This is a genomic window from Streptomyces sp. NBC_00986 (assembly GCF_045162565.1).
Lineage (GTDB): Bacteria > Actinomycetota > Actinomycetes > Streptomycetales > Streptomycetaceae > Streptomyces.
On sequence record NZ_CP108733.1, the window covers coordinates 7,553,903 to 7,574,294 of the forward strand.

At 69.2% G+C, this 20,392-nt stretch carries 14 protein-coding genes and 1 pseudogene; 5 read left to right on the forward strand and 10 right to left on the reverse strand.

Going from position 1 to position 20,392, the window contains the following annotated elements:
* Window positions 1–42: 42 nt before the first annotated feature.
* The 5 genes and pseudogenes from OG504_RS33810 to OG504_RS33830 form a co-directional block, all read right to left on the reverse strand.
* Window positions 43–1,989, reverse strand: coding sequence for a substrate-binding domain-containing protein (locus OG504_RS33810; RefSeq protein WP_405993190.1), 1,947 nt, complete (start codon window positions 1,987–1,989; stop codon window positions 43–45).
* Window positions 1,979–3,532 (reverse strand): sugar ABC transporter ATP-binding protein, encoded by a 1,554-nt coding sequence (locus OG504_RS33815; protein ID WP_405993191.1) that lies wholly within the window; start codon window positions 3,530–3,532, stop codon window positions 1,979–1,981. The genes OG504_RS33810 and OG504_RS33815 overlap by 11 nt, the downstream gene beginning before the upstream one ends.
* Before the next feature lie 194 nt (window positions 3,533–3,726).
* Window positions 3,727–4,782, reverse strand: a pseudogene (locus OG504_RS33820) (LacI family DNA-binding transcriptional regulator); the annotation flags it as partial.
* Between the two features lie 166 nt (window positions 4,783–4,948).
* On the reverse strand, window positions 4,949–5,101 hold the full coding sequence (locus OG504_RS33825) for a hypothetical protein (protein WP_405993192.1): 153 nt from the start codon (window positions 5,099–5,101) through the stop codon (window positions 4,949–4,951).
* Between the two features lie 34 nt (window positions 5,102–5,135).
* On the reverse strand, window positions 5,136–6,365 hold the full coding sequence (locus OG504_RS33830) for an FAD-dependent oxidoreductase (RefSeq protein WP_405993193.1): 1,230 nt from the start codon (window positions 6,363–6,365) through the stop codon (window positions 5,136–5,138).
* A 388-nt stretch (window positions 6,366–6,753) separates the two neighbouring features.
* Between OG504_RS33830 and OG504_RS33835 the strand changes: the two genes are divergently transcribed.
* From OG504_RS33835 to OG504_RS33845, 3 genes are all read left to right on the forward strand, one after another.
* Window positions 6,754–6,906, forward strand: coding sequence for a DUF397 domain-containing protein (locus OG504_RS33835; RefSeq protein ID WP_405996502.1), 153 nt, complete (start codon window positions 6,754–6,756; stop codon window positions 6,904–6,906).
* A 39-nt stretch (window positions 6,907–6,945) separates the two neighbouring features.
* The gene (locus OG504_RS33840) at window positions 6,946–9,210 is read left to right on the forward strand and encodes an ATP-dependent RecD-like DNA helicase (RefSeq protein WP_405993194.1); all 2,265 of its coding nucleotides are present in this window, start codon (window positions 6,946–6,948) and stop codon (window positions 9,208–9,210) included.
* Window positions 9,211–9,453: 243 nt separating this feature from the next.
* Window positions 9,454–10,743: a citrate synthase gene (locus OG504_RS33845; protein WP_033287238.1), complete on the forward strand. Its 1,290-nt coding sequence runs from the start codon at window positions 9,454–9,456 to the stop codon at window positions 10,741–10,743.
* A gap of 949 nt (window positions 10,744–11,692) precedes the next feature.
* On the opposite strand, the gene OG504_RS33850 is transcribed toward OG504_RS33845, so the two are convergent.
* From OG504_RS33850 to OG504_RS33865, 4 genes are all read right to left on the reverse strand, one after another.
* Window positions 11,693–13,966: a heavy metal translocating P-type ATPase gene (locus OG504_RS33850; protein ID WP_405993195.1), complete on the reverse strand. Its 2,274-nt coding sequence runs from the start codon at window positions 13,964–13,966 to the stop codon at window positions 11,693–11,695.
* Between the two features lie 187 nt (window positions 13,967–14,153).
* Complete coding sequence (locus tag OG504_RS33855; RefSeq protein ID WP_405993196.1) at window positions 14,154–14,393, reverse strand: heavy-metal-associated domain-containing protein; 240 nt, start codon at window positions 14,391–14,393, stop codon at window positions 14,154–14,156.
* A gap of 72 nt (window positions 14,394–14,465) precedes the next feature.
* Window positions 14,466–15,416, reverse strand: a complete 951-nt coding sequence (locus OG504_RS33860; protein ID WP_405993197.1) for a PrsW family intramembrane metalloprotease — start codon at window positions 15,414–15,416, stop codon at window positions 14,466–14,468.
* Window positions 15,417–15,645: 229 nt separating this feature from the next.
* Window positions 15,646–16,281 carry a TetR family transcriptional regulator gene (locus OG504_RS33865; RefSeq protein WP_405993198.1) on the reverse strand — a complete coding sequence of 212 codons (636 nt, stop codon included), beginning with the start codon at window positions 16,279–16,281 and terminating at the stop codon, window positions 15,646–15,648.
* Window positions 16,282–16,450: 169 nt separating this feature from the next.
* Here OG504_RS33865 and OG504_RS33870 point away from each other — a divergent pair, with 169 nt between their 5' ends.
* Complete coding sequence (locus tag OG504_RS33870) at window positions 16,451–18,715, forward strand: MMPL family transporter (RefSeq protein ID WP_405993199.1); 2,265 nt, start codon at window positions 16,451–16,453, stop codon at window positions 18,713–18,715.
* A complete protein-coding gene (locus OG504_RS33875) occupies window positions 18,684–19,727 on the forward strand; it encodes a zinc-dependent alcohol dehydrogenase family protein (protein WP_405993200.1) in 1,044 nt (347 codons plus the stop codon). The genes OG504_RS33870 and OG504_RS33875 overlap by 32 nt, the downstream gene beginning before the upstream one ends.
* On the opposite strand, the gene OG504_RS33880 is transcribed toward OG504_RS33875, so the two are convergent.
* Window positions 19,708–20,295: a GNAT family N-acetyltransferase gene (locus OG504_RS33880; RefSeq protein ID WP_405993201.1), complete on the reverse strand. Its 588-nt coding sequence runs from the start codon at window positions 20,293–20,295 to the stop codon at window positions 19,708–19,710. The two genes, OG504_RS33875 and OG504_RS33880, sit on opposite strands and share 20 nt — an antisense overlap.
* Window positions 20,296–20,392 lie beyond the last annotated feature (97 nt).

A 20,392-nucleotide genomic window follows, 5' to 3' on the forward strand; every position in this document is an offset into this window, starting at 1 on the left:
GTGACTTGGAGTGTTGATCCGGTCGTTGTCGGGCGGTGGTTGTCAGCCGGTGAACCCGGCCACGTTCTCCTTGGTGACGACCTTGACCGGCACCTTCACCGTCGTCTCCACCTTCTTGCCCTGAGCCGCGCGCAGCGCGTTGTCCACGGCAATCTTGCCGAGCTGGCTGGGCTGTTGTGCCACGGACGCGTACAGCGTGCCCTGCTTGACGGCGGTCAGGCCGTCCGGCGTGCCGTCGAAGCCGACGACCGAGACCGACTTGCCGGCCTTGGAGCCGAGCGCCTTGATCGCGCCGAGCGCCATCTCGTCGTTGGCGGCGATGACGCCCTGGACGTCGGGGTGCGCCTGGAGCAGGTTCGACATCACGTCGAGGCCCTTGGTGCGGTCGAAGTCGGCCGGCTGCTGGGCGACGACCTGGATGCCGGGGTAGGCCTTCAGCCCCTTGGCGAAGCCCTCGGCACGCTCGCGCGCCGCCGAAGTGCCCGCCTGGCCCTGGAGGATGACGATCTTGCCGGTGCCGCCGAGCTTCTCGCCGATGGTCTTGGCGGCGAGTTCACCGCCGACGACGTTGTCGGAGGCGACCAGGGTGTCCACGGCCGCGTTGTTCACGGCCCGGTCGACGGCGATCACCGGGATCTTCGCCTTGTCGGCGGCCTTCACGGAGTTGCTCGACGCGTCCGAGTCCACCGGGTTGACGATGATCGCGCCGTAGCTCGAACTGGTGAAGTTCTGCAGCTGGTTGGCCTGCTGGGAGGCGTCGTTCTGCGCGTCCGTGACCGTCATGTCCAGGCCCAGCTTCTTCGCCTCCGCCTGCGCACCGGCCTTCAACTGCACGTAGAAGGGGTTGTTGAGCGTGGAGAGCGACAGACCGAGCTTGGGCTTCGTCGACGTGGAGGAGTCGTTGTGCAGGAAGGAGGTAGCGCCGACGATCGCCACGGTGACGACGGCCGCGAGCGCGTACGTCGTCGCCTGCTTGCCCTTGTTGCCACCGCCCGTACCGGAGGCGGGAGTTGCGCCCGCCTTGCGGCGCACGGTGTCGAGCAGGACCGCCAGCGCGATCACGACACCGATGACGACCTGCTGCCAGAAGGCCGACACGGAAAGGAGGTTGAGGCCGTTGCGCAGCACCGCGAGGATCAGCGCGCCGATGAGCGTGCCGGACGCCTTGCCGGTGCCGCCCGCGAGGGAGGCGCCGCCGATGACGACCGCCGCGATCGCGTCCAGCTCGTAACCGTCGGCCGCCTGCGGCTGCGCGGAGGAGAGCCTGGAGGCGAGGACGATGCCCGCGGCGGCTGCGAAGACACCGGACAGGGCGTAGATCGCGAGCTTCTGCTTGGAGACGCGCAACCCCGAGAGGCGCGCGGCCTCTTCGTTGCCGCCGATCGCGTACATGGACCGGCCGATGTAGGTCCGGCCGAGGACGAAGGCCGCGATGAGCCCCATCACGATCATCACCAGGACCGGCACCGGCAGCCAGCCGCCCAGCGTGTCACCGAGGTGCGAGACCGAGTCCGGGAAGGCGATCGGGGAACCCTGCGAGATGACCAGCGACAGACCGCGCGCCACCGACAACATCGCCAACGTCGCGATGAACGGCGGGAGTTTGCCGTAGGCGATGAGGAAACCGTTGATGAGACCGGCCGCGATGCCCGTGGCGATCGCGAGGATCACGGCGAGGAAGACCGGGACGCCGTGCTGCGTGGCGCTCCAGGCGAGGACGGTGGCCGACAGGGCCGCCACCGAACCGACCGACAGGTCGATGCCCGCCGAGACGATCACGAAGGTGACGCCGAAGGCGAGGATGGCGGTCACGGCCGCCTGGACACCGACGTTGAGGAGGTTGTCGGTGGTCAGGAAGTCGCCGGACAGCGCCGACATGGCGATGACCAGGACGATGAGCGCGGTCAACGCCCCGTTGTCCAGGAGCAGTCGGCGGATCCCCGAGGCGCCACTCGCGCCCGGCGTGCTCTTGAGCGTGTCAGTGGCCACGGTGGCCCTCCACAGCGGTAGTTGCTTGAGCGGTAGTCGCTTCGGTTGATGTGCCGGGTGTGCTGACGGCGAGTGCCATCACGGAGTCCTGCGTGGCCTGTTCGGCGGAGAGTTCGCCGGCGATGCGCCCCTGGGCCATGACCAGCACCCGGTCGCTCATGCCGAGAACTTCGGGCAGATCACTGGAGATCATGAGCACGGCGGCACCACCGGCGGTGAGTTCATTGATGAGTTGATAGATCTCGACCTTGGCGCCGACGTCGATGCCGCGCGTCGGCTCGTCGAGGATCAGCACCTTGGTGTCGGCGAGCAGCCACTTGCCGATGACGACCTTCTGCTGGTTGCCGCCGGACAACGTCCGCACCTGCTGGCCGAGTCCGGCCATCCGTACGCCCAGTTGCTTCGCGATCCGCGCGGCGGCGACCCGCTGCCCCTTGAGGTCGACAAGACCGCCCTTGGTGGCGGCCCGCATGGTGACGAGCCCGAGGTTCTCCTCCACGGACTGGTCCAGGACAAGCCCCTGCCCCTTACGGTCCTCGGGGACGAGCCCGATCCCGGCCGCCATGGCCGCGTTGACGTCGTGCCTGGGGACGAGCCCACCGGAGACGGTGACGGCACCCTGGTCGTACGGGTCGGCCCCGAAGACAGCCCGTACGACCTCGGTACGACCGGCCCCGACGAGTCCGGCGATACCGACGACCTCACCGGCCCGCACCTCGAAGCTGATGTCGTGGAAGACCCCGTCCCGGGTGAGCCCCTCGACGGAGAGCAACGCGGCGCCGGCGTCGGCCCGTTCACGCGGATACTGCTGCTCGATCGACCGCCCGACCATGAGCCGTACGAGCTCGTCCTCGGGCGTGGAGGCAGGCACCTGCCCGACGGACTTCCCGTCCCGGATGACGGTGACGCGGTCACCGATGGCGGCGATCTCCTCCAGGTGATGGGTGATGAACACCATCCCGACCCCGTCCGCGCGGAGTTGGCGCACAATCGCGAACAGCTTCTCGACCTCTTCCGAGGTGAGCACGGCGGTCGGCTCGTCCATGATCAGCACGCGCGCGTCGAGACTGAGCGCCTTGGCGATCTCGACCATCTGGAGCCGCGCGATACCGAGTTCACGGACCCGAGCGCGCGGCGAGACGTTCACACCCACCCGCTCCAGCAGGACGGCGGCATCGGCCTCCATCCGCTTCCGGTCGATCATCCCGAGGCGACGCGGCTGCCGCCCCAGAAAGATGTTCTCGGCGACCGTCAGATCGGGAACGAGGTTGAACTCCTGGTAGATCGTGGCGATCCCGAGGTGCGCGGAGTCCTGCGCGCTGTGGATACGCACCTCCTCGCCACCGACCACGATCCGGCCGCCGTCGGGGCGGTAGGCGCCGGAGAGCATCTTGATGAGGGTGCTCTTGCCGGCACCGTTCTCACCGAGCAGCACATGGACCTCACCCCGACGCAGATCGAAGTCGACGCCGTCCAGCGCGACGACACCGGGGAAGGTCTTGCGGATGCCCTCGATGCGCAGCAACTCGTCCTGGTTGCTCACGACTGGCTCCTTCGAACAGGTTGAACTGGGGGGTGGTCGGGGTTCGGCTCGGGAGGGGATGAGGCGAGGTCGGGCCGCGTGGGGGAGTGCGCGGGGTCCGACCGGGGAGCGGGCGAGGCGGGGTTGGGTGGGCCGGGAGGTTCGGTGGGGTCCGGCCGAGAAGGTGATGAGGTGAGGTCGGGCGGCCCCGGGGGTTGGGCGGGGTCCGGCCGAGCAGGAGGTTGGGCGGGGTTCGGCAGGGCGGGGGACCGCGCGGCAGCCGGCTCGCCGCAGGACCGGCGTACGACGAGCCGGGCGGGAAGGGTGACGGACTGCGGCGCCCGCCCCTCGATCCGGTCGACGAGCGCACGCACGGCGGCCCGCCCCAGGTCACCGGTCGGCTGGGCGATCGCGGTGATCGGCGGATCGGTGTGCACGAACCACCGGATGTCGTCGAACGCGGCCAGCGCGAGATCCTCCGGAACCCGCAGCCCACGCGCGCGTACGGCGTCCAGGGCACCCAGGGCCATCAGGTTGTCGGCGGCGAACACGACCTCGGGCGGCTCGGGCAGATCGAGGAACCCTTCAGTCACCCGCCGCCCGCTCTCGGCCTGGAAGTCGCCCTGCCCGATGTAGACGTCGGGGAGCGGAATCCCGTACTCGGCCAGCGCGTCCCGGAAGGCGGCGACGCGCTCACTGCCGGTGGTGGTGGCAGCGGGGCCGCCGATGATGGCGAGCCGGCGATGTCCGAGCCCGTGCAGGTGGGCGACGAGATCCCGGATGGCGGCCCGTCCGTCGGCCCGCACCACGGGCACGTCCAGGCCCGGGATCCACCGGTCCACGAACACCATCGGGGTCCCGGCGCGGGCGGCGTCCAGCATGCCGGGGGAGCCGCCGTCGGCGGGGGACACGAGCAGTCCGTCGATACGCCGGTCCAGCAGCGTCCGCACGTGGTGGTCCTGCAGCTCCGGCCGCTCGTCGGCGTTGCCGATGATGACGCTGTACCCGAGCGCCCGGGCCTCCTCCTCGACGGAGCGGGCCAGTTCGGTGAAGTACGGGTTGAGCACGTCGCTGATGACCAGGCCGAGGGTGCGGGTCTGATCGGTGCGCAGCGAACGGGCGACGGCGTTCGGGCGGTAGCCCAGCGCCTCTACGGCGGCCAGCACACGCGTGCGTGCGTCGTCACTGACCGACGGATGGTCGTTCAGCACCCGCGACACCGTGGCCACGGAAACCCCGGCCTCGGCGGCGACGTCCTTGATGCTCGCCATCGCCGTTCCACCTCCTCGTGGAATCGATTACACGGAGGATTGGAATCGATTACACGGGAGTAAATCAAGCCCCCGGCCGACCTCTGAGACCCGATCGTGATGAACCCTGCTCATCGGAGCGTCGGGTGTGCGGCGGCTGTTTCCACCCGTGCAGGACCGCTGCCGGTCATACGTCGCTCACGTGATCGGCCTCCCGTAGGGGCTGGTCAGGTGGGCTGGTCAGGTCGTAGGACGCGATGCCGGTGCAGCCGACCTCCGACGTGAACCCGTGGTCCGTGCCGGCCGGCGCCGACAGAGAACCCGCGAGCGTCGACGCCATCGTGCCCGTGACGGCCCTCTGGGCCCGGACGCTGTCAGGACCCCGGCAATGGGTCCTGGCCGAGCATGCGCCGTCCGTTGTCGGCCGAGGTGCGCACCGCGTCGAATCCATATCCGGTCATCACGGATTCGTAGTCGGCGAGCGCGTCGATGACCGGCCGGCCATGGGCCGCCTTCCCCAGCGCGGCGGCGAGCAGGCCGGCGTCGCGCAGGGCGGTGTTCGCGCCGATCCCGCCTGCCGGGCTCATCGCGTGGACAGCGTCTCCGAGCAGCGTGACGCGGCTCGGGTGCCATGCGGGGATGGGCACGCTGGTGCGCAAGGTCAGGGGGAAGACGCTTTCGGGAATCCAGTGTTCGATGATCCGGCGGACCTGCGGGTGCCATTCCTCGATCAGCCGGAGGGTTGCCCGCTGCAGTTCGGATCCGGTCATTGTCCGCAACTGGGCGTCGTCGTACGGGAGATGATCCCGGTGGGAACCGAAGGAGACCGTCATGTAGTCCGCGCTGTCGTCCAGGGCCGCCATCGGCGCGAGACGGCCGGCTGCCCGTCTCGGCGGCTCGGGAAATTCGACCGGGGCGATGCCGACGAACTGCCTTTCCGGTCCGATGACCGGCGTGAACACGGCAAACATCTCCTCCCGGAAGAGGGGCCTGGTCGTCTTCGTGAGGGGCACCTTCCCGTACAGCTGCCGCAGGCCCGTGTCCACCACCCGTGCGTGCGGCAGATGCTGACGGCGTACAGGGGAGTTGACCCCGTCCGCGGCGACGAGCACATCGCCGCTCGCCTCGGTCCCGTCGCCGAAGCAGGCCACGACCCGGCCGTCCGCCCCGGTGCGGTAGTGGGTGAATCTTTTGCCGAACGTGACGGCGTCCTCCAGCCCCGTCAGCAGTATCCGACGCAGCGTCAGCCGGTCGACCGCGAGATGAGTGCCTCCGTCCCCCTCCAGTACGGCCAACTGCCGCAGCCGGCTGTCGAATACGGGCGTGCGCGGCAGTGGCACCCCGGCCGTGGCCCGGAACAGCCGGTGCAGCTCCGGGGGCAGGGAGTCGGCCAGGGAGCTGTCCCCGTGGGTGTCGATGTGGATGCGATAGCCCTGTTGACGGGACACCAGGTCGACGTCCCGTTCGTACACCGAGAATCCGATGTCCCGCCGGCGCAGGCCCTGTGCGAGACAGAGCCCGCCCAGCCCCGCGCCGATGACGATCACGTGTGGATACGGCATGCCGGCCGTCCCTTCCTCGCGCAACGACAGAGAAAGGGACACACAGGTCACACCTGGCGTTGGCAGTCCCGTACACGGAGGCCGCCGGCGAAGTGAGGTGTTCGGCGCGTTTCGGCGCTGCCCGGACTAACCCGTACCGGGCCGTGTCTTCGCGTGTCCTCGACCCGCACGCTAACAAACGTGGCGCCTTGATCTCCATGCCCACAGAGATGCCAGGCATCCCGACCACAGCCCGAACACGGCCACGTGAGCGGTGCGGCCCTTGGCCCGTCCCCGCCGGAGAGGACCCTCCCCGCAGAAGTGTGACACTTTCCGCAGGAGTGTCACACTTCTGCGGGTTACCTCTCCTGAGGCTGGGCGCCCCGCACGTCACTCAACGTCGAAGCCCCCTCAAGCCGCTGCGAGCTCGCACCACACGAGCTTCCCCCGCCTGCCGTTCCGGGACAGCGGCTGGGAGATTGCGAACACCCCCACCCAAGTAGCGGTCCGCGACACGAAAACCCCCTCCAGAGCCACCCTCACCTTCCCCACCCCCACTTTCACCACCTTCGTCGAAGCCCTGAAACACCACTCCCACCCCTGACCCCACCCCCCTGTCACACCCGGCCGGTACCGTCGAACCATGTCCACCCAGGCGGCAAATCGAGGTAACCCCACAGGCGAGCGCCAACTCGCCGTCCTGGAAGGCGTCCTGGAGCGCATCACCTACGCCAACGAGGACAACGGCTACACAGTCGCCCGAGTCGACACCGGACGAGGCGGCGGCGATCTCCTCACCGTCGTAGGCGCGCTCCTCGGTGCCCAGGCCGGCGAATCCCTCCGCATGGAGGGCCGTTGGGGCTCGCACCCCCAGTACGGCAAGCAGTTCACCGTGGAGAACTACACAACGCTCCTCCCCGCCACCATCCAGGGCATCCGCCGCTACCTCGGCTCAGGCCTCGTCAAAGGCATCGGCCCCGTCTTCGCCGACCGCATCACCCAGCACTTCGGCCTGGACACCCTGCAGATCATCGAGGACGAGCCCAAGCGCCTCATCGAGGTTCCCGGGCTCGGCCCCAAGCGGACGAAGAAGATCGCCGAGGCCTGGGAGGAGCAGAAGGCGATCAAGGAGGTCATGCTCTTCCTCCAGACCGTCGAGGTGTCCACGTCGATCGCGGTGCGCATCTACAAGAAGTACGGCGACGCCTCGATCTCGATAGTGAAGAACCAGCCGTACCGTCTCGCCTCCGACGTCTGGGGCATCGGTTTCCTCACCGCCGACAAGATCGCCCAGTCCGTCGGCATCCCGCACGACAGCCCGGAGCGCGTCAAGGCGGGCCTCCAGTACGCCCTTTCGCAGGCCACCGACCAGGGCAACTGCTATCTCCCCGAAGAGCGCCTCATCGCCGACGCGGTCAAACTCCTCCAGGTCGACACCGGCCTCGTCATCGAGTGCCTCGCCGAACTCGCCCTGCCGGACGAGGAGTCGGGCGACCCCGGTGTCGTACGCGAAAAGGTCCCCGGTCCCGACGGCAGCCCCGACCCCGTCACCGCCGTCTACCTCGTCCCCTTCCACCGCGCCGAACTCTCCCTCGCCGCCCAGCTCCGCCGCCTGCTCCGCGCGGACGCGGACCGCATGCCCGGCTTCCACGACGTGGCCTGGGACAAGGCACTGACCTGGCTCAAGGCCCGTACCGGCGTAGAACTCGCCCCCGAGCAGGAGGCCGCCGTCAAGCTCGCGTTGACCAAGAAAGTGGCCGTCCTCACCGGCGGCCCAGGCTGCGGCAAATCCTTCACCGTGCGCTCGATCGTCGAGCTGGCCCGCGCCAAGAAGGCCAAGGTCGTCCTCGCCGCCCCCACCGGCCGCGCAGCGAAACGCCTCGCCGAACTCACCGGCGCCGAGGCCTCAACTGTCCACCGGCTACTGGAACTCAAGCCCGGCGGCGACGCGGCGTACGACAAGGACCGCCCCCTGGACGCCGACCTGGTCGTGGTCGACGAGGCCTCCATGCTCGACCTGCTCCTCGCCAACAAGCTCGTCAAGGCCGTGCCCCCAGGGGCCCACATCCTCTTCGTCGGAGACGTGGACCAACTCCCCAGCGTCGGCGCCGGCGAGGTGCTGCGCGACCTGCTGGCCGACGGCGGCCCGATCCCCGCCGTACGCCTCACGCGCGTGTTCCGCCAGGCCCAGCAGTCGGGCGTGGTGACGAACGCGCACCGGATCAACTCCGGCCAACACCCCGTCACCGACGGCATGAAGGACTTCTTCCTCTTCGTCGAGGACGACACGGAGGAGACGGGCCGGCTCACCGTGGACGTGGCGGCGCGGCGGATTCCGGCCAAGTTCGGGCTGGACCCGCGCCGGGACATCCAGGTGCTCGCGCCCATGCACCGGGGACCGGCGGGCGCGGGCAACCTCAACGGCCTGCTGCAACAGGCGATCACGCCCGGCCGCCCCGACGTCCCCGAGAAGCGGTTCGGCGGCCGGGTCTTCCGCGTCGGCGACAAGGTCACTCAGATCCGCAACAACTACGAGAAGGGCGCGAACGGCGTCTTCAACGGCACGGTAGGCGTCGTCACCTCACTCGACCCGGTGGACCAGCGCCTCACGGTGCTGACGGACGAGGACGAGGAGGTTCCGTACGAATTCGATGAACTGGACGAGTTGGCGCACGCGTACGCGGTGACCATTCACCGTTCGCAAGGCAGTGAATATCCGGCCGTCGTGATCCCGGTAACCACGAGCGCGTGGACCATGCTCCAGCGGAACCTGCTGTATACGGCCGTGACCCGGGCCAAACAGCTGGTCGTCCTCGTAGGTTCGCGCAAGGCGATCGGTCAGGCGGTCCGTACGGTGTCGGCGGGCAGGCGCTGCACGGCACTGGACTTCAGACTCTCGGGCCCGTGAGCGCAGGTGTTCGGGCTCGCCGCCGGACTCATCACAAAAAATGATCGATCAAATGAGTCAGGAAGGTCACACAGCACTTCCAGATGCCGGGGTGGAGGGGGCAGGATGAGCAGGTTGGCGGCACTCAGTGCCGCCAATAGGCCCAATGGTCGACCCCGAGTGCACTCTCCTGCGCCAAATGGGGGATGGTAGAGACAGTCAGGGCAACCTCGAAGAAGAGGCACAACGTCGGTGAGGGATGACGTGAGCGACAACTCTGTAGTACTGCGGTACGGCGACGGCGAGTACACCTACCCGGTGATCGACAGCACCGTCGGCGACAAGGGCTTCGACATCGGGAAGCTCCGCGCCCAGACCGGTCTGGTGACGCTGGACAGCGGCTATGGGAACACCGCCGCCTATAAATCCGCCATCACCTACCTCGACGGTGAGCAGGGCATCCTCCGGTACCGCGGCTACCCGATCGAGCAGCTGGCCGAGCGCTCCACGTTCGTGGAGGTCGCCTACCTGCTGATCAACGGCGAGCTGCCGACCGTCGACGAGCTCACCGTGTTCAAGAACGACATCACGCAGCACACCCTGCTGCACGAGGACGTCAAGAACTTCTACAAGGGCTTCCCGCGCGACGCCCACCCGATGGCGATGCTGTCGTCGGTCGTCTCGGCGCTGTCCACCTTCTACCAGGACAGCCACAACCCGTTCGACGAGAAGCAGCGCAACCTCTCCACGATCCGGCTGCTCGCCAAGCTTCCGACGATCGCGGCGTACGCGTACAAGAAGTCGATCGGCCACCCGTTCGTCTACCCGCGCAACGACCTCGGCTACGTCGAGAACTTCCTGCGCATGACCTTCTCGGTGCCGGCGCAGGAGTACGACCTCGACCCGGTCGTCGTCTCCGCGCTCGACAAGCTGCTGATCCTGCACGCGGACCACGAGCAGAACTGCTCCACGTCCACGGTCCGCCTCGTCGGCTCCTCGCAGGCCAACATGTTCGCGTCGATCTCGGCCGGCATCAACGCGCTGTGGGGCCCGCTGCACGGCGGCGCCAACCAGTCGGTCCTGGAGATGCTGGAAGGCATCCAGGCCAACGGCGGCGATGTCGACTCCTTCATCCGCAAGGTGAAGAACAAGGAGGACGGCGTCCGCCTGATGGGCTTCGGCCACCGGGTGTACAAGTCCTTCGACCCGCGCGCGAAGATCATCAAGGCGGCGGCGCACGACGTCCTCTCGGCCCTCGGCAAGTCCGACGAGTTGCTGGACATCGCGCTGAAGCTCGAGGAGCACGCGCTGTCGGACGACTACTTCGTCTCGCGCAACCTCTACCCGAACGTCGACTTCTACACCGGCCTGATCTACCGGGCCATGGGCTTCCCGACCGAGATGTTCACGGTCCTGTTCGCCCTGGGCCGCCTCCCGGGCTGGATCGCCCAGTGGCACGAGATGATCAAGGAGCCGGGTTCTCGTATCGGCCGCCCGCGCCAGATCTACACGGGCGTCGTCGAGCGCGACTTCGTGCCGGTCGAGGGTCGCTGAAGCGCTACGCCAAAAACCCCGCTGGGTCCGTTGTTCGTTTACCGCGGGCCCGGTGGGGGCTGGTCGCGCCCGCGCGGCGGAGCCGCACATCGATACAGCCCCGCGCCCCTAAAAGCAGCAGTGCCCGGCGTCCCGAAGGGAACGCGGCGCTGCTGCACAGCAACAACTCCGGATCACTGCACCACGGCAAAGCTCCGGACCAGAGCAAGACCGCGCCCTTTCGACCCCCTCGCCCCACGTCGGCGAGTGAGCCGAAGGGGCGCGCCTGTGTTGAGAGCGCGAACGCGCGGAGGCCCGAAGGGTCGAGCACGATCGCGCTCTCAACACAGGCTTTGGCGCCCCGGAGGCGAACCGAGCTCGAAAAAAGAGGGGAAGAAGGCGCCCTGCCGACGGTCCCCCCACGGGCCGGCGTACAGGGCGCCTTCCCATGTCCCGGTGCGGATTCCCCCCACGGGATCCGGCCGGGCGTCTTAGAGAACCAGCGCCTGAATCGCTGTACTGCGTACTGCCGAGGCTCGATCAAGCTGAGCCTCGTTGAGTAGAACGAGCAAAACTCCTCGTACTACTGGGTGGAGCCAGTGATGTGTGCGATCTGCCGGGACATCGCACGTCGGGAGGGCCGCTCAAAGCTCCCCGTTGCACGTGCCCCGGCAACGCATCTCTGAGGAAGTCCCCCAAGACATCCTCAGATGCCAGTTCGCGCCCCCCAAGACGCTTGCTGACATCGTCAACTTAGACCTTCGAACCCCTTCGATGGTTACGTTCACATCACTGTGATCTGCGTCTCTTGCATATGTCCGTTAGGTGCGCAAGAGCCCCGATGTCGTGGTCGGGGCCCCAGCGTAAGGATGATGCGCGAGCCTTGTGAAGAGCTTATGTGAGGCCGTCCTCGGTCTCTAGGGGGACTCTTACTTCAGCTTCCCGTAACTCCCGGTAACTTTGCGGAACTTCAGCGAAATGTCCGGAGTCGCAGGCTGTTGGAGACCACGAACACCGACGAGAAGGCCATCGCGGCCCCGGCGATCATGGGATTCAGCATTCCCGCGGCGGCCAACGGAAGCGCCGCCACGTTGTATCCAAAAGCCCACACGAGATTGCCCTTGATGGTGCTGAGGGTCCGCCGGGACAGCCGGATCGCGTCCGCGGCCGCCCGCAGGTCCCCGCGCACCAGCGTCAGATCGCTCGCCTCGATCGCCGCGTCCGTCCCGGTGCCCATCGCGAGCCCGAGATCGGCGGTGGCGAGCGCGGCGGCGTCGTTCACGCCGTCGCCGACCATGGCGACGCTCCGCCCCTCGCTCTGCAGCCGTCGTACGACAGCGACCTTGTCCTCGGGCAGCACCTCGGCGATCACGTCCCCGGGGTCGATCCCGACGGCGGCGGCCACGGCTTCCGCGACCGCTCGGTTGTCGCCGGTCAGCAGTACCGGGGTGAGTCCGAGGGCCCGCAGCCGCCGTACGGCCTCCGCGCTGGTCTCCTTGACCGCGTCGGCGACCGCGACGACTCCGCGCGCGGTTCCGTCCCAGCCGACCACCACGGCCGTACGTCCGCGGCTCTCGGCCTCGGAGCGGGCGCGGGCCAACTCCTTCGGGAGATCGTCGTAGAGGCGCCCCACGGCCACCTCACGGCCCTCCACGCGGCCGCGGACGCCGCGCCCGGGCACGTTCTCGAAGCGCTCGGCGGACGGCAGCGGTCCGACCCGCTCCTCCGCGCCCGCCGCGACGGCCCGCGCGACCGGGTGCTCGGAGGCGTGCTCCAGGGCGCCCGCGAGCCGCAGCAGCTCCCGCTCGTCGGTGCCTTCGGCGACGTAGACCTCCTGGAGGGTCATGCGGCCGGTGGTGATCGTGCCGGTCTTGTCGAGGACGACCGTGTCGACGCGGCGGGTGGACTCCAGGACCTCGGGGCCCTTGATCAGGATGCCGAGCTGGGCGCCGCGGCCGGTGCCGACCATGAGGGCGGTCGGGGTGGCCAGGCCCAGCGCGCACGGGCAGGCGATGATCAGCACGGCGACGGCGGCGGTGAACGCGGCGGCCACATCGCCGGTGACTCCGAGCCACACCCCGAACGTGCCGACCGCGATCAGCAGCACCACCGGCACGAAGATCCCGGAGATCCGGTCCGCGAGCCGCTGCACCTCCGCCTTGCCGTTCTGCGCGTCCTCCACCAGCCGCGCCATCCGCGCGAGTTGGGTGTCCGACCCGACACGGCTCGCTTCTACGACGAGTCGCCCGCCGGCGTTCACCGTCGCGCCGGTGACCGTGTCACCCGGTGCCACGTCCACCGGTACCGACTCGCCGGTCAGCATCGACGCGTCGACCGCCGAGGTGCCCTCGACGACGGTGCCGTCGGTCGCGATCTTCTCCCCGGGACGTACGACGAAACGGTCGCCGACCGCCAACTCGGCCACGGGCAGCCGTACTTCACGACCGTCCCGCAGTACGGCGACGTCCTTGGCGCCCAGTTGCATGAGCGCGCGCAGGGCCGCGCCCGCACGGCGCTTGGAGCGGGCCTCCAGATAGCGGCCCAGCAGGATCAACGCGACGACTCCGGCGGCCACTTCGAGGTAGATCGTCGAGGCGCCGTCCGTACGCGAGACGGTGAGCCGGAACTCGTCGTGCATGCCGGCCATGCCCGCGTCGCCGAAGAACAGCGCCCACAGCGACCAGCCGAACGCGGCCAGCGTGCCGACCGAGACAAGGGTGTCCATGGTCGCGGCGCCGTGCCGCGCGTTGGTGAACGCGGCCTTGTGGAACGGGAGTCCGCCCCAGACGACGACCGGCGCGGCGAGGGTGAGCGCGAGCCACTGCCAGTTGTCGAACTGGAGGGCCGGGATCATCGAGAGCAGCACGACGGGCACGGCGAGGAGCGCGGAGACGCTCAACCGCTCGCGCAGGGAGGCGAGTTCGGGATCCGGGGCGTCCTCGGGAGTGTCCTGGGTCTCCGGTTCCGGCGGCGCGGGTTCCTCGGCGGTGTACCCGGTCTTCACCACGGTCGCGATGAGATCGGCGATCTGGATACCCGCCGGGTAGCTGACCTTGGCCTTCTCTGTCGCGTAGTTGACCGTGGCGCTGACGCCGTCCATGCGGTTGAGCTTCTTCTCGACACGGGCCGCGCAGGAGGCGCAGGTCATCCCGCCGATGAGCAACTCGACCTCGGCCGCGGCGGATTCGGGGGCCGCGGCTATGGGTGTCTCGGCGGTGGTACCGATCGTGGTGGTGCTGGTCATGTCCGGACTCCAGACATCGGACCGGACCGCACGGAGCCAGTATCAGCTGGTCGGCACGGCCCGGTCGAAAAACGGAAGTGTCGTGCGGGGGCGTTCCACTGGGAGTGCCGCGATGTGCCGTCGGTCGTCTGCGGCGCCGTCGTGGCTGGTCGCGCAGTTCCCCGCGCCCCTTAGGGGCGCTGGTGATTCAGGCCTGGCCGACGAGCTCGAAGCCCGCCTCGTCCACGGCCGCGCGGACCTCCTCGTCGGTGAGCGGGGCGGCGGAGACGACGGTGACCTCGCCGGTCGACGCGACGGCCTTCACCGAGGTGACGCCGGGCAACCCGGAGATCTCGCCGGAGACGGAGCCCTCGCAGTGTCCGCAGCTCATCCCGCTCACCTTGTAGACGGTGGTGACGGAACCCTGGGTGTCGGTCTGGGCGGTCATGTCGTTCTCCTCGTGGAGGCGTGCGGGGTGGGAGTGGCCCACGGTGGCTCACTCTGCCCCCAGGTTATACCCCTAGGGGGTATTTCTCCAAGAGGGATCGCGCCGGGCCAGCGACCGCACCCAGGTGATGCCGTACAGGGCCACGAGCACCATCCCGCCCACTGAGAACAGCGTGAACAGATGCTCCTGCTGGTCGGTCGGGCTCGGGATGTACCCCTGGGCGAACAGCTGCTTGTCCAGGCCCGTGCTCGACAGCCGGGCCACCAGCCAGATGGCGATGCCGTGCGTCGAGTCCCACAGGGCGTGCAGCAAGGAGACGCCGACATACGTGCCGACGACCGGGGCGGTGAAACGGAAGCGCCCGTTCAACTGCCGGTACGTGAGCAGGACGCCACCCGCGATCGCCGTCCACAGGCCGTGCCCGAAGGGGGCGAGGACCCCGCGCAGGATCTCGGTCTCCAGGAGTGCCCGCAGGTCGATGCCCTTGGTGGAGACGGCCGCGTTGAACGCGTAACCGGCGCTCTCCAGGGCCGCGAACCCGAAGCCGACCGTCGCGCCCAGCACCAGCCCTGCGCGCATCCCGTGCAGCCGGGGCTGTCGGCGCAGCACGAACATCAGTGCCCCCAGCTTCACGGCCTCCTCGATGAGGCCGACGCCGACGAACATCCACAAGGAGGGGTGCAGCAGGTAGTACTCCATTACCGAGGCGCCCAGCACCCCGAGCGTGCCACCGGTAAGGAAGCAGCCCAGGATCACGCTGACGCCGAGGTCCCGCCCGTGCCGCTCGTACGCCCACAGGACGAAGGTCACCGGCACCAGGAAGCTGCCGAGCAGGATCAGCGTCGGCAGGAGGGTGGTGTTCTTGGTCGCGTACGTGACCAGCGCGGTCAGCACCCACAGCGCCAGCCCGCCGCCCAGGCAGTGCTTCCACAGGCCGGTGCGGATCTGGGGGTACGTCGGCGGCGGCTGCTGCGGCCCGGGGATGCGGGCCCGGGGCGGACCGGGCGGCGGAGAGTAGGTCACGGCAAATCCCCTCGTACTCCTACAGGGCAGATTTACCGGCACTTTATGGTAGATACGCCGCATGCCGCAGTCCGGGACGGCCGTCCTGGCCATGGCCATCGGCGTACGGGTGATCGGCGACCTCTACGGCGTAAGGCTGGGGGTGCGGGGCGGGGCCGTGGTGCGAGGGGTCGGGGTTCGCGCTTCAGGTCGTGCCCTGCTACCCCTCAGGGTCGCCCCCTGCTGTCCTTCACGCCGTGCCCTGTGCCGCCGCGACCATCGGTGCCAGATAGCGGATCAGGACGTTCTTCAACTCCCGGACGTAGGCCTCGCGCTCGGCGCCCTCGTGGGAGAGGACGAGTTCGAGGCCGGCCTTGTAGAGGCCCAGGCACATGCGGGCGGTGCGGGTGACGTCGGCGGCGGGGGCGCCGGGCAGGAACGCCGCGATCACCGTCTCTATCCCGGCGAGCAGGTTCGCGTGCAGCGCGTCGTGCTCCTCGGCGAGCCGGCCGGGGATGTCCGGGCCGTGCATCAGGGCGAAGAACACCGGGTGTCGGCAGTTGAAGGCGGTGAAACGGTCGACCACCCCGCCGACCGCCTCCTCCAGCGGGGTCGCCGGGTCGACTGGGGCGAGCGCCTCGCCGTACATGTCCCGCATCTCGTGCAGCAGCCGGTCGCCCAGCTCGATCGCGATCGCTTCCTTGTTCGGGAAGAACTGGTAGAGCGTGCCCGGTGAGACGCCGGCCTCGCGGGCGATGGCGTTGGTGCTGGACGCGGTGTAGCCCGTTGTACAGAAGACGGAGGCGGCGGCCTCCAGCAGCTGGGCGATGCGGCGCTCGCCGCGGGCCTGGCGGCGGGGGCCGGCCTTCTCCTGGTCCACGGACACGAGTTATCCCCAGCTCTCCGAACGGCGTTGACAAACGCGAGTGGTCGCTCGCATTCTGGTGCTCCGGCGAAACGCGAGCGGTGTCTCGTGTTTCCCATTCTATTGCAGTGCCGACCTATGCCACCGCTCTGCGCGGAGGCCGGGTCAAGGTGAAGGGGAGCACCGCACGATGACCGAAGTCAACAGCCCACCGCGGCTCGGGGGATGGACGCGTTTCGTGACCGCCCGCCCCCGGTTGTCGCTGCTCGTGGCCCTGGTGCTCACCGCGCTCGCCGTGGTCGCCGGCAGCGGAGTCGCCGACCGGCTGGGCAGCGGCGGCTGGGAGGACCCGACCGCCCAGTCGACGTACGCGACCAAGGCCCTGGAGCGGGAGTTCCCGGCCTCGCAGCCCAACCTCCTGCTGCTCGTCGACTCGGGCAGCGCCTCGGTGGACGACCCGGCGGTCATCGCCGAGGCCGACCGCCTCACCGCACGGCTGGAGAGCGAGCAGGGCGTCACAGGTGTCGGTTCGTACTGGCGGACCAAGTCCCCCGCCCTGCGCGCGAAGGACGGTCACGAGGCGCTCATCGCCGCCCATCTCACGGGCGACGAGAAGGCGACGAACGACACCCTGGACCGCATCGCCCCCACCCTCCGGGGCACGCACGGCCCGGTAAAGGTGAAGGTCGGCGGCATCGTCGCGGTCCGCCACGAGATGCAGACGATCATCAAGGAGGACCTGGCCCGCGCCGAGATGATCGCCCTGCCGGTGACCCTGCTCCTGCTGGTGATGGTCTTCGGCTCCGCGATCGCGGCCCTGCTGCCCCTGGGCATCGGCATCGTCGCGATCCTCGGGACGAACGCGGTGCTGCGCGGCCTCACGGAGTTCACGGACGTCTCGGTCTTCGCGATGAACCTGACGACGGCCCTGGGCCTCGGACTGGCCATCGACTACGCCCTGTTCATCGTCCGCCGCTTCCGCGAGGAACTGGCCACCGGCGCCGACCCGTTGACGGCCATCGCCACCACCCTGCGCACGGCCGGCCGCACGGTGCTCTTCTCCGCCCTCACGGTCGCGGTCTCCCTGGCGGCGATGCTCGTCTTCCCGATGTACTTCCTGCGCTCCTTCGCCTACGCGGGCATCGCCGTGGTGCTCCTGGCCGCGGCGGCCGCCCTGATCCTCCTCCCGGCGGCCCTCCTGCTGCTCGGCCACCGGGTCAACTCCCTCGATCTACGGGGCCTGTTCCGCCGAGGCCGACCGGCGAAGGTCTCCGGCGAGGAGGGCACGGGCTGGGCCCGCACAGCGGGCCTGGTGATGCGCAGGGCCCCCTTCTTCGCCCTTGCCACCGCAGCCGTGCTGGTCCTCCTCGGACTGCCCTTCCTGGGCGTCAAGTTCGGCACCGCGGACGACCGCCAACTGCCCTCGGGCGCCGAGTCGCACGTCGTGCAGCAGCACATCCGCGACGGCTTCCCGGGCAACCCCGGCGGCGGTCTCGAAGTGCTCGCCGAGGGGAAGGCGACACAGGCGGAGTACACCGCGTTCAAGTCCCAGATCGCTCAACTCCCCGAGGTGGCCGGGGTGGACGGCCCCCTTGTGAAGGGCGACTCGGCGTACTTCACGGTGCTGCCCAAGGGCGAGGCGGTCGACGCCGCGGCCCAGCGCCTGGTCGGCGACCTGCGCGCCACGGACGCCCCCTTCACGACCAAGGTGACCGGCACGGCGGCCGTCCTGGTCGACTCCAAGCACGCGATAGCCACCCGCCTGCCCTGGGCGGCCGCCCTCATCGCCGTCGTCACCCTGCTCCTGGTCTTCCTCCTGACCGGCAGCGTCCTGATCCCGATCCAGGCGGTCCTGCTCAACGCGCTCAGCCTCACGGCGATGTTCGGCGCGGTGGTCTGGGTCTTCCAGGACGGCCACCTCTCCGGCCTCCTCGGCTTCACCAGCACCGGCTCCATAGAGACCACCCTGCCGGTCCTGATGTTCTGCGTGGCCTTCGGACTCTCCATGGACTACGGCGTGTTCCTGCTCTCCCGCATCAAGGAGGAGTACGACCGCACGGGCGACCACAACGAGGCGGTCCGCCACGGCCTCCAGCGCACGGGCGGCCTGATTACCGCTGCCGCCGTCATCCTCGCGGTGGTGATGATCGCGATCGGCACCTCCCGGGTCACCAACACCAAGATGCTGGGCCTGGGCATCGCCCTCGCGGTACTGATGGACGCGATGATCGTCCGCAGCCTGCTGGTCCCGGCGGTGATGAAACTGACGGGCAGGGCGACTTGGTGGGCACCGGGCCCGCTGCGACGCTTCCACGACCGGTTCGGTCTGAGAGAGGCTGAGGAGGAGCGCCCCTTCAGGGGCGCGGGGAACGGCGCGACCAGCCACGACGTACCCGCAGAAAACAACGGCGATGGGAGCCCCAATGAAAGCGGTGGTGTTCGAGCAATACGGTGAACCCGCCGAAGTACGTGACGTACCCACCCCCCACCCCGCGGACCACGGAGTAGTCGTCCGGGTAGAAGCCACCGGCCTCTGCCGCAGCGACTGGCACGGCTGGCAGGGCCACGACCCGGACATCACCCTGCCGCACGTACCGGGCCACGAACTCGCCGGCGTGGTCGAAACGGTAGGCACCCGGGTGACGAACTGGCACCCCGGCGACCGAGTCACCGTCCCGTTCGTGTGCGCCTGCGGAACCTGCCCCGCCTGCGCCGCCGGCGACCAGCAGGTGTGCGAACGCCAGACCCAGCCAGGCTTCACCCACTGGGGTTCCTTCGCCCAGTACGTCGCCCTGGACCACGCCGACGTGAACCTGGTGGCGATGCCGGACGAGATGACCTTCGCGACGGCGGCCTCACTGGGCTGCCGGTTCGCGACGGCGTTCCGCGCGGTGGTGCAGCGGGGCAGGGTCGCGCCGGGGGAGTGGGTGGTGGTGCACGGCTGCGGGGGAGTCGGTCTGTCGGCGGTGATGATCGCGGCGGCTGCGGGCGCCAAGGTCATCGCGGTGGACATCTCCCCCCAAGCACTCGCGCTGGCAAGGAAGTTCGGGGCGGCGGAGTGCGTGGACAGCGCGAGCACCCCGGACACGGCACAGGTGGTACGCGAACTGACAGGCGGTGGCGCCCACTTGTCGCTGGACGCCCTGGGCTCCCCGGCGACCTGCGCCGCCTCGGTGAACGGCCTGCGCCGCCGGGGCCGCCACATCCAGGTCGGCCTCCTGCCCTCCCCGTCGGGCACGACCCCCGTCCCCATGGCCCGCGCGATCGCCCTGGAACTCGAACTCCTCGGCAGCCACGGCATGGCGGCCCACACCTACCCGCCCATGCTGGAGCTGGTCCGCTCGGGAGTACTCCGCCCCGACCTCCTCGCCACTGCCACCATCACCCTGGACGAGACACCGGCCGCCCTCGCCGCGATGGGCACGGCACCGGGGGCGGGGGTGACGGTCATCGAGCCGTGGAGTTGAGGGCGGGCTCGGGATACCCGCGATGCACGCTCCACCCGCGATCCAGTACGACCATGACCACCTCGTCGACCCACTCACCGTCCCGCAACTGAGCCTCGCGCCGCACGCCTTCGACCACGAACCCGACCTTCTCGTACACCCGCCGGGCCCGGTGATTGTGGCCGTAGACCTCCAACTGGACGCGGTGCAGGCCCAGTTGCTCGAAGCCGTAGCCGAGGATCAGGCGGGTCGCCTCCGTGCCGATGCCCCGGCCGCGGCCACGGGGCCCGATGAGGGTGCGGAAGGTGCAGCTGCGGGCGGCGGGATCCCATTCGAACAGGACGACCTCGCCCAGAAGTTCACCGGTGGCGGGGTCCGTGACGGCGAGGTCGAGGCGGTCGGACTGGGTGGCCCGGGCACCGTAGACGGAACGCAGCCGCTCCAAGGTGAGCTCGGTCGACGGCCCGAAGGTGAAGCGGACGACCTCCGGGTCCTGGATCAACCGCCACATCGGATCGGCGTCCGACGCGGTGAAGGGACGGAGGACGGTCTTCTCGCCGGTGAGGACGGGTTTGGCGGAGAGGTTCATCCGGGGATCCTCGGCCGCGCCCGGTCGTACCGGCAACCGAATTGACCGCCCGCGGACGCGACCGGAGGGACGGACGCGGTACCGGGCGCCCGGTACC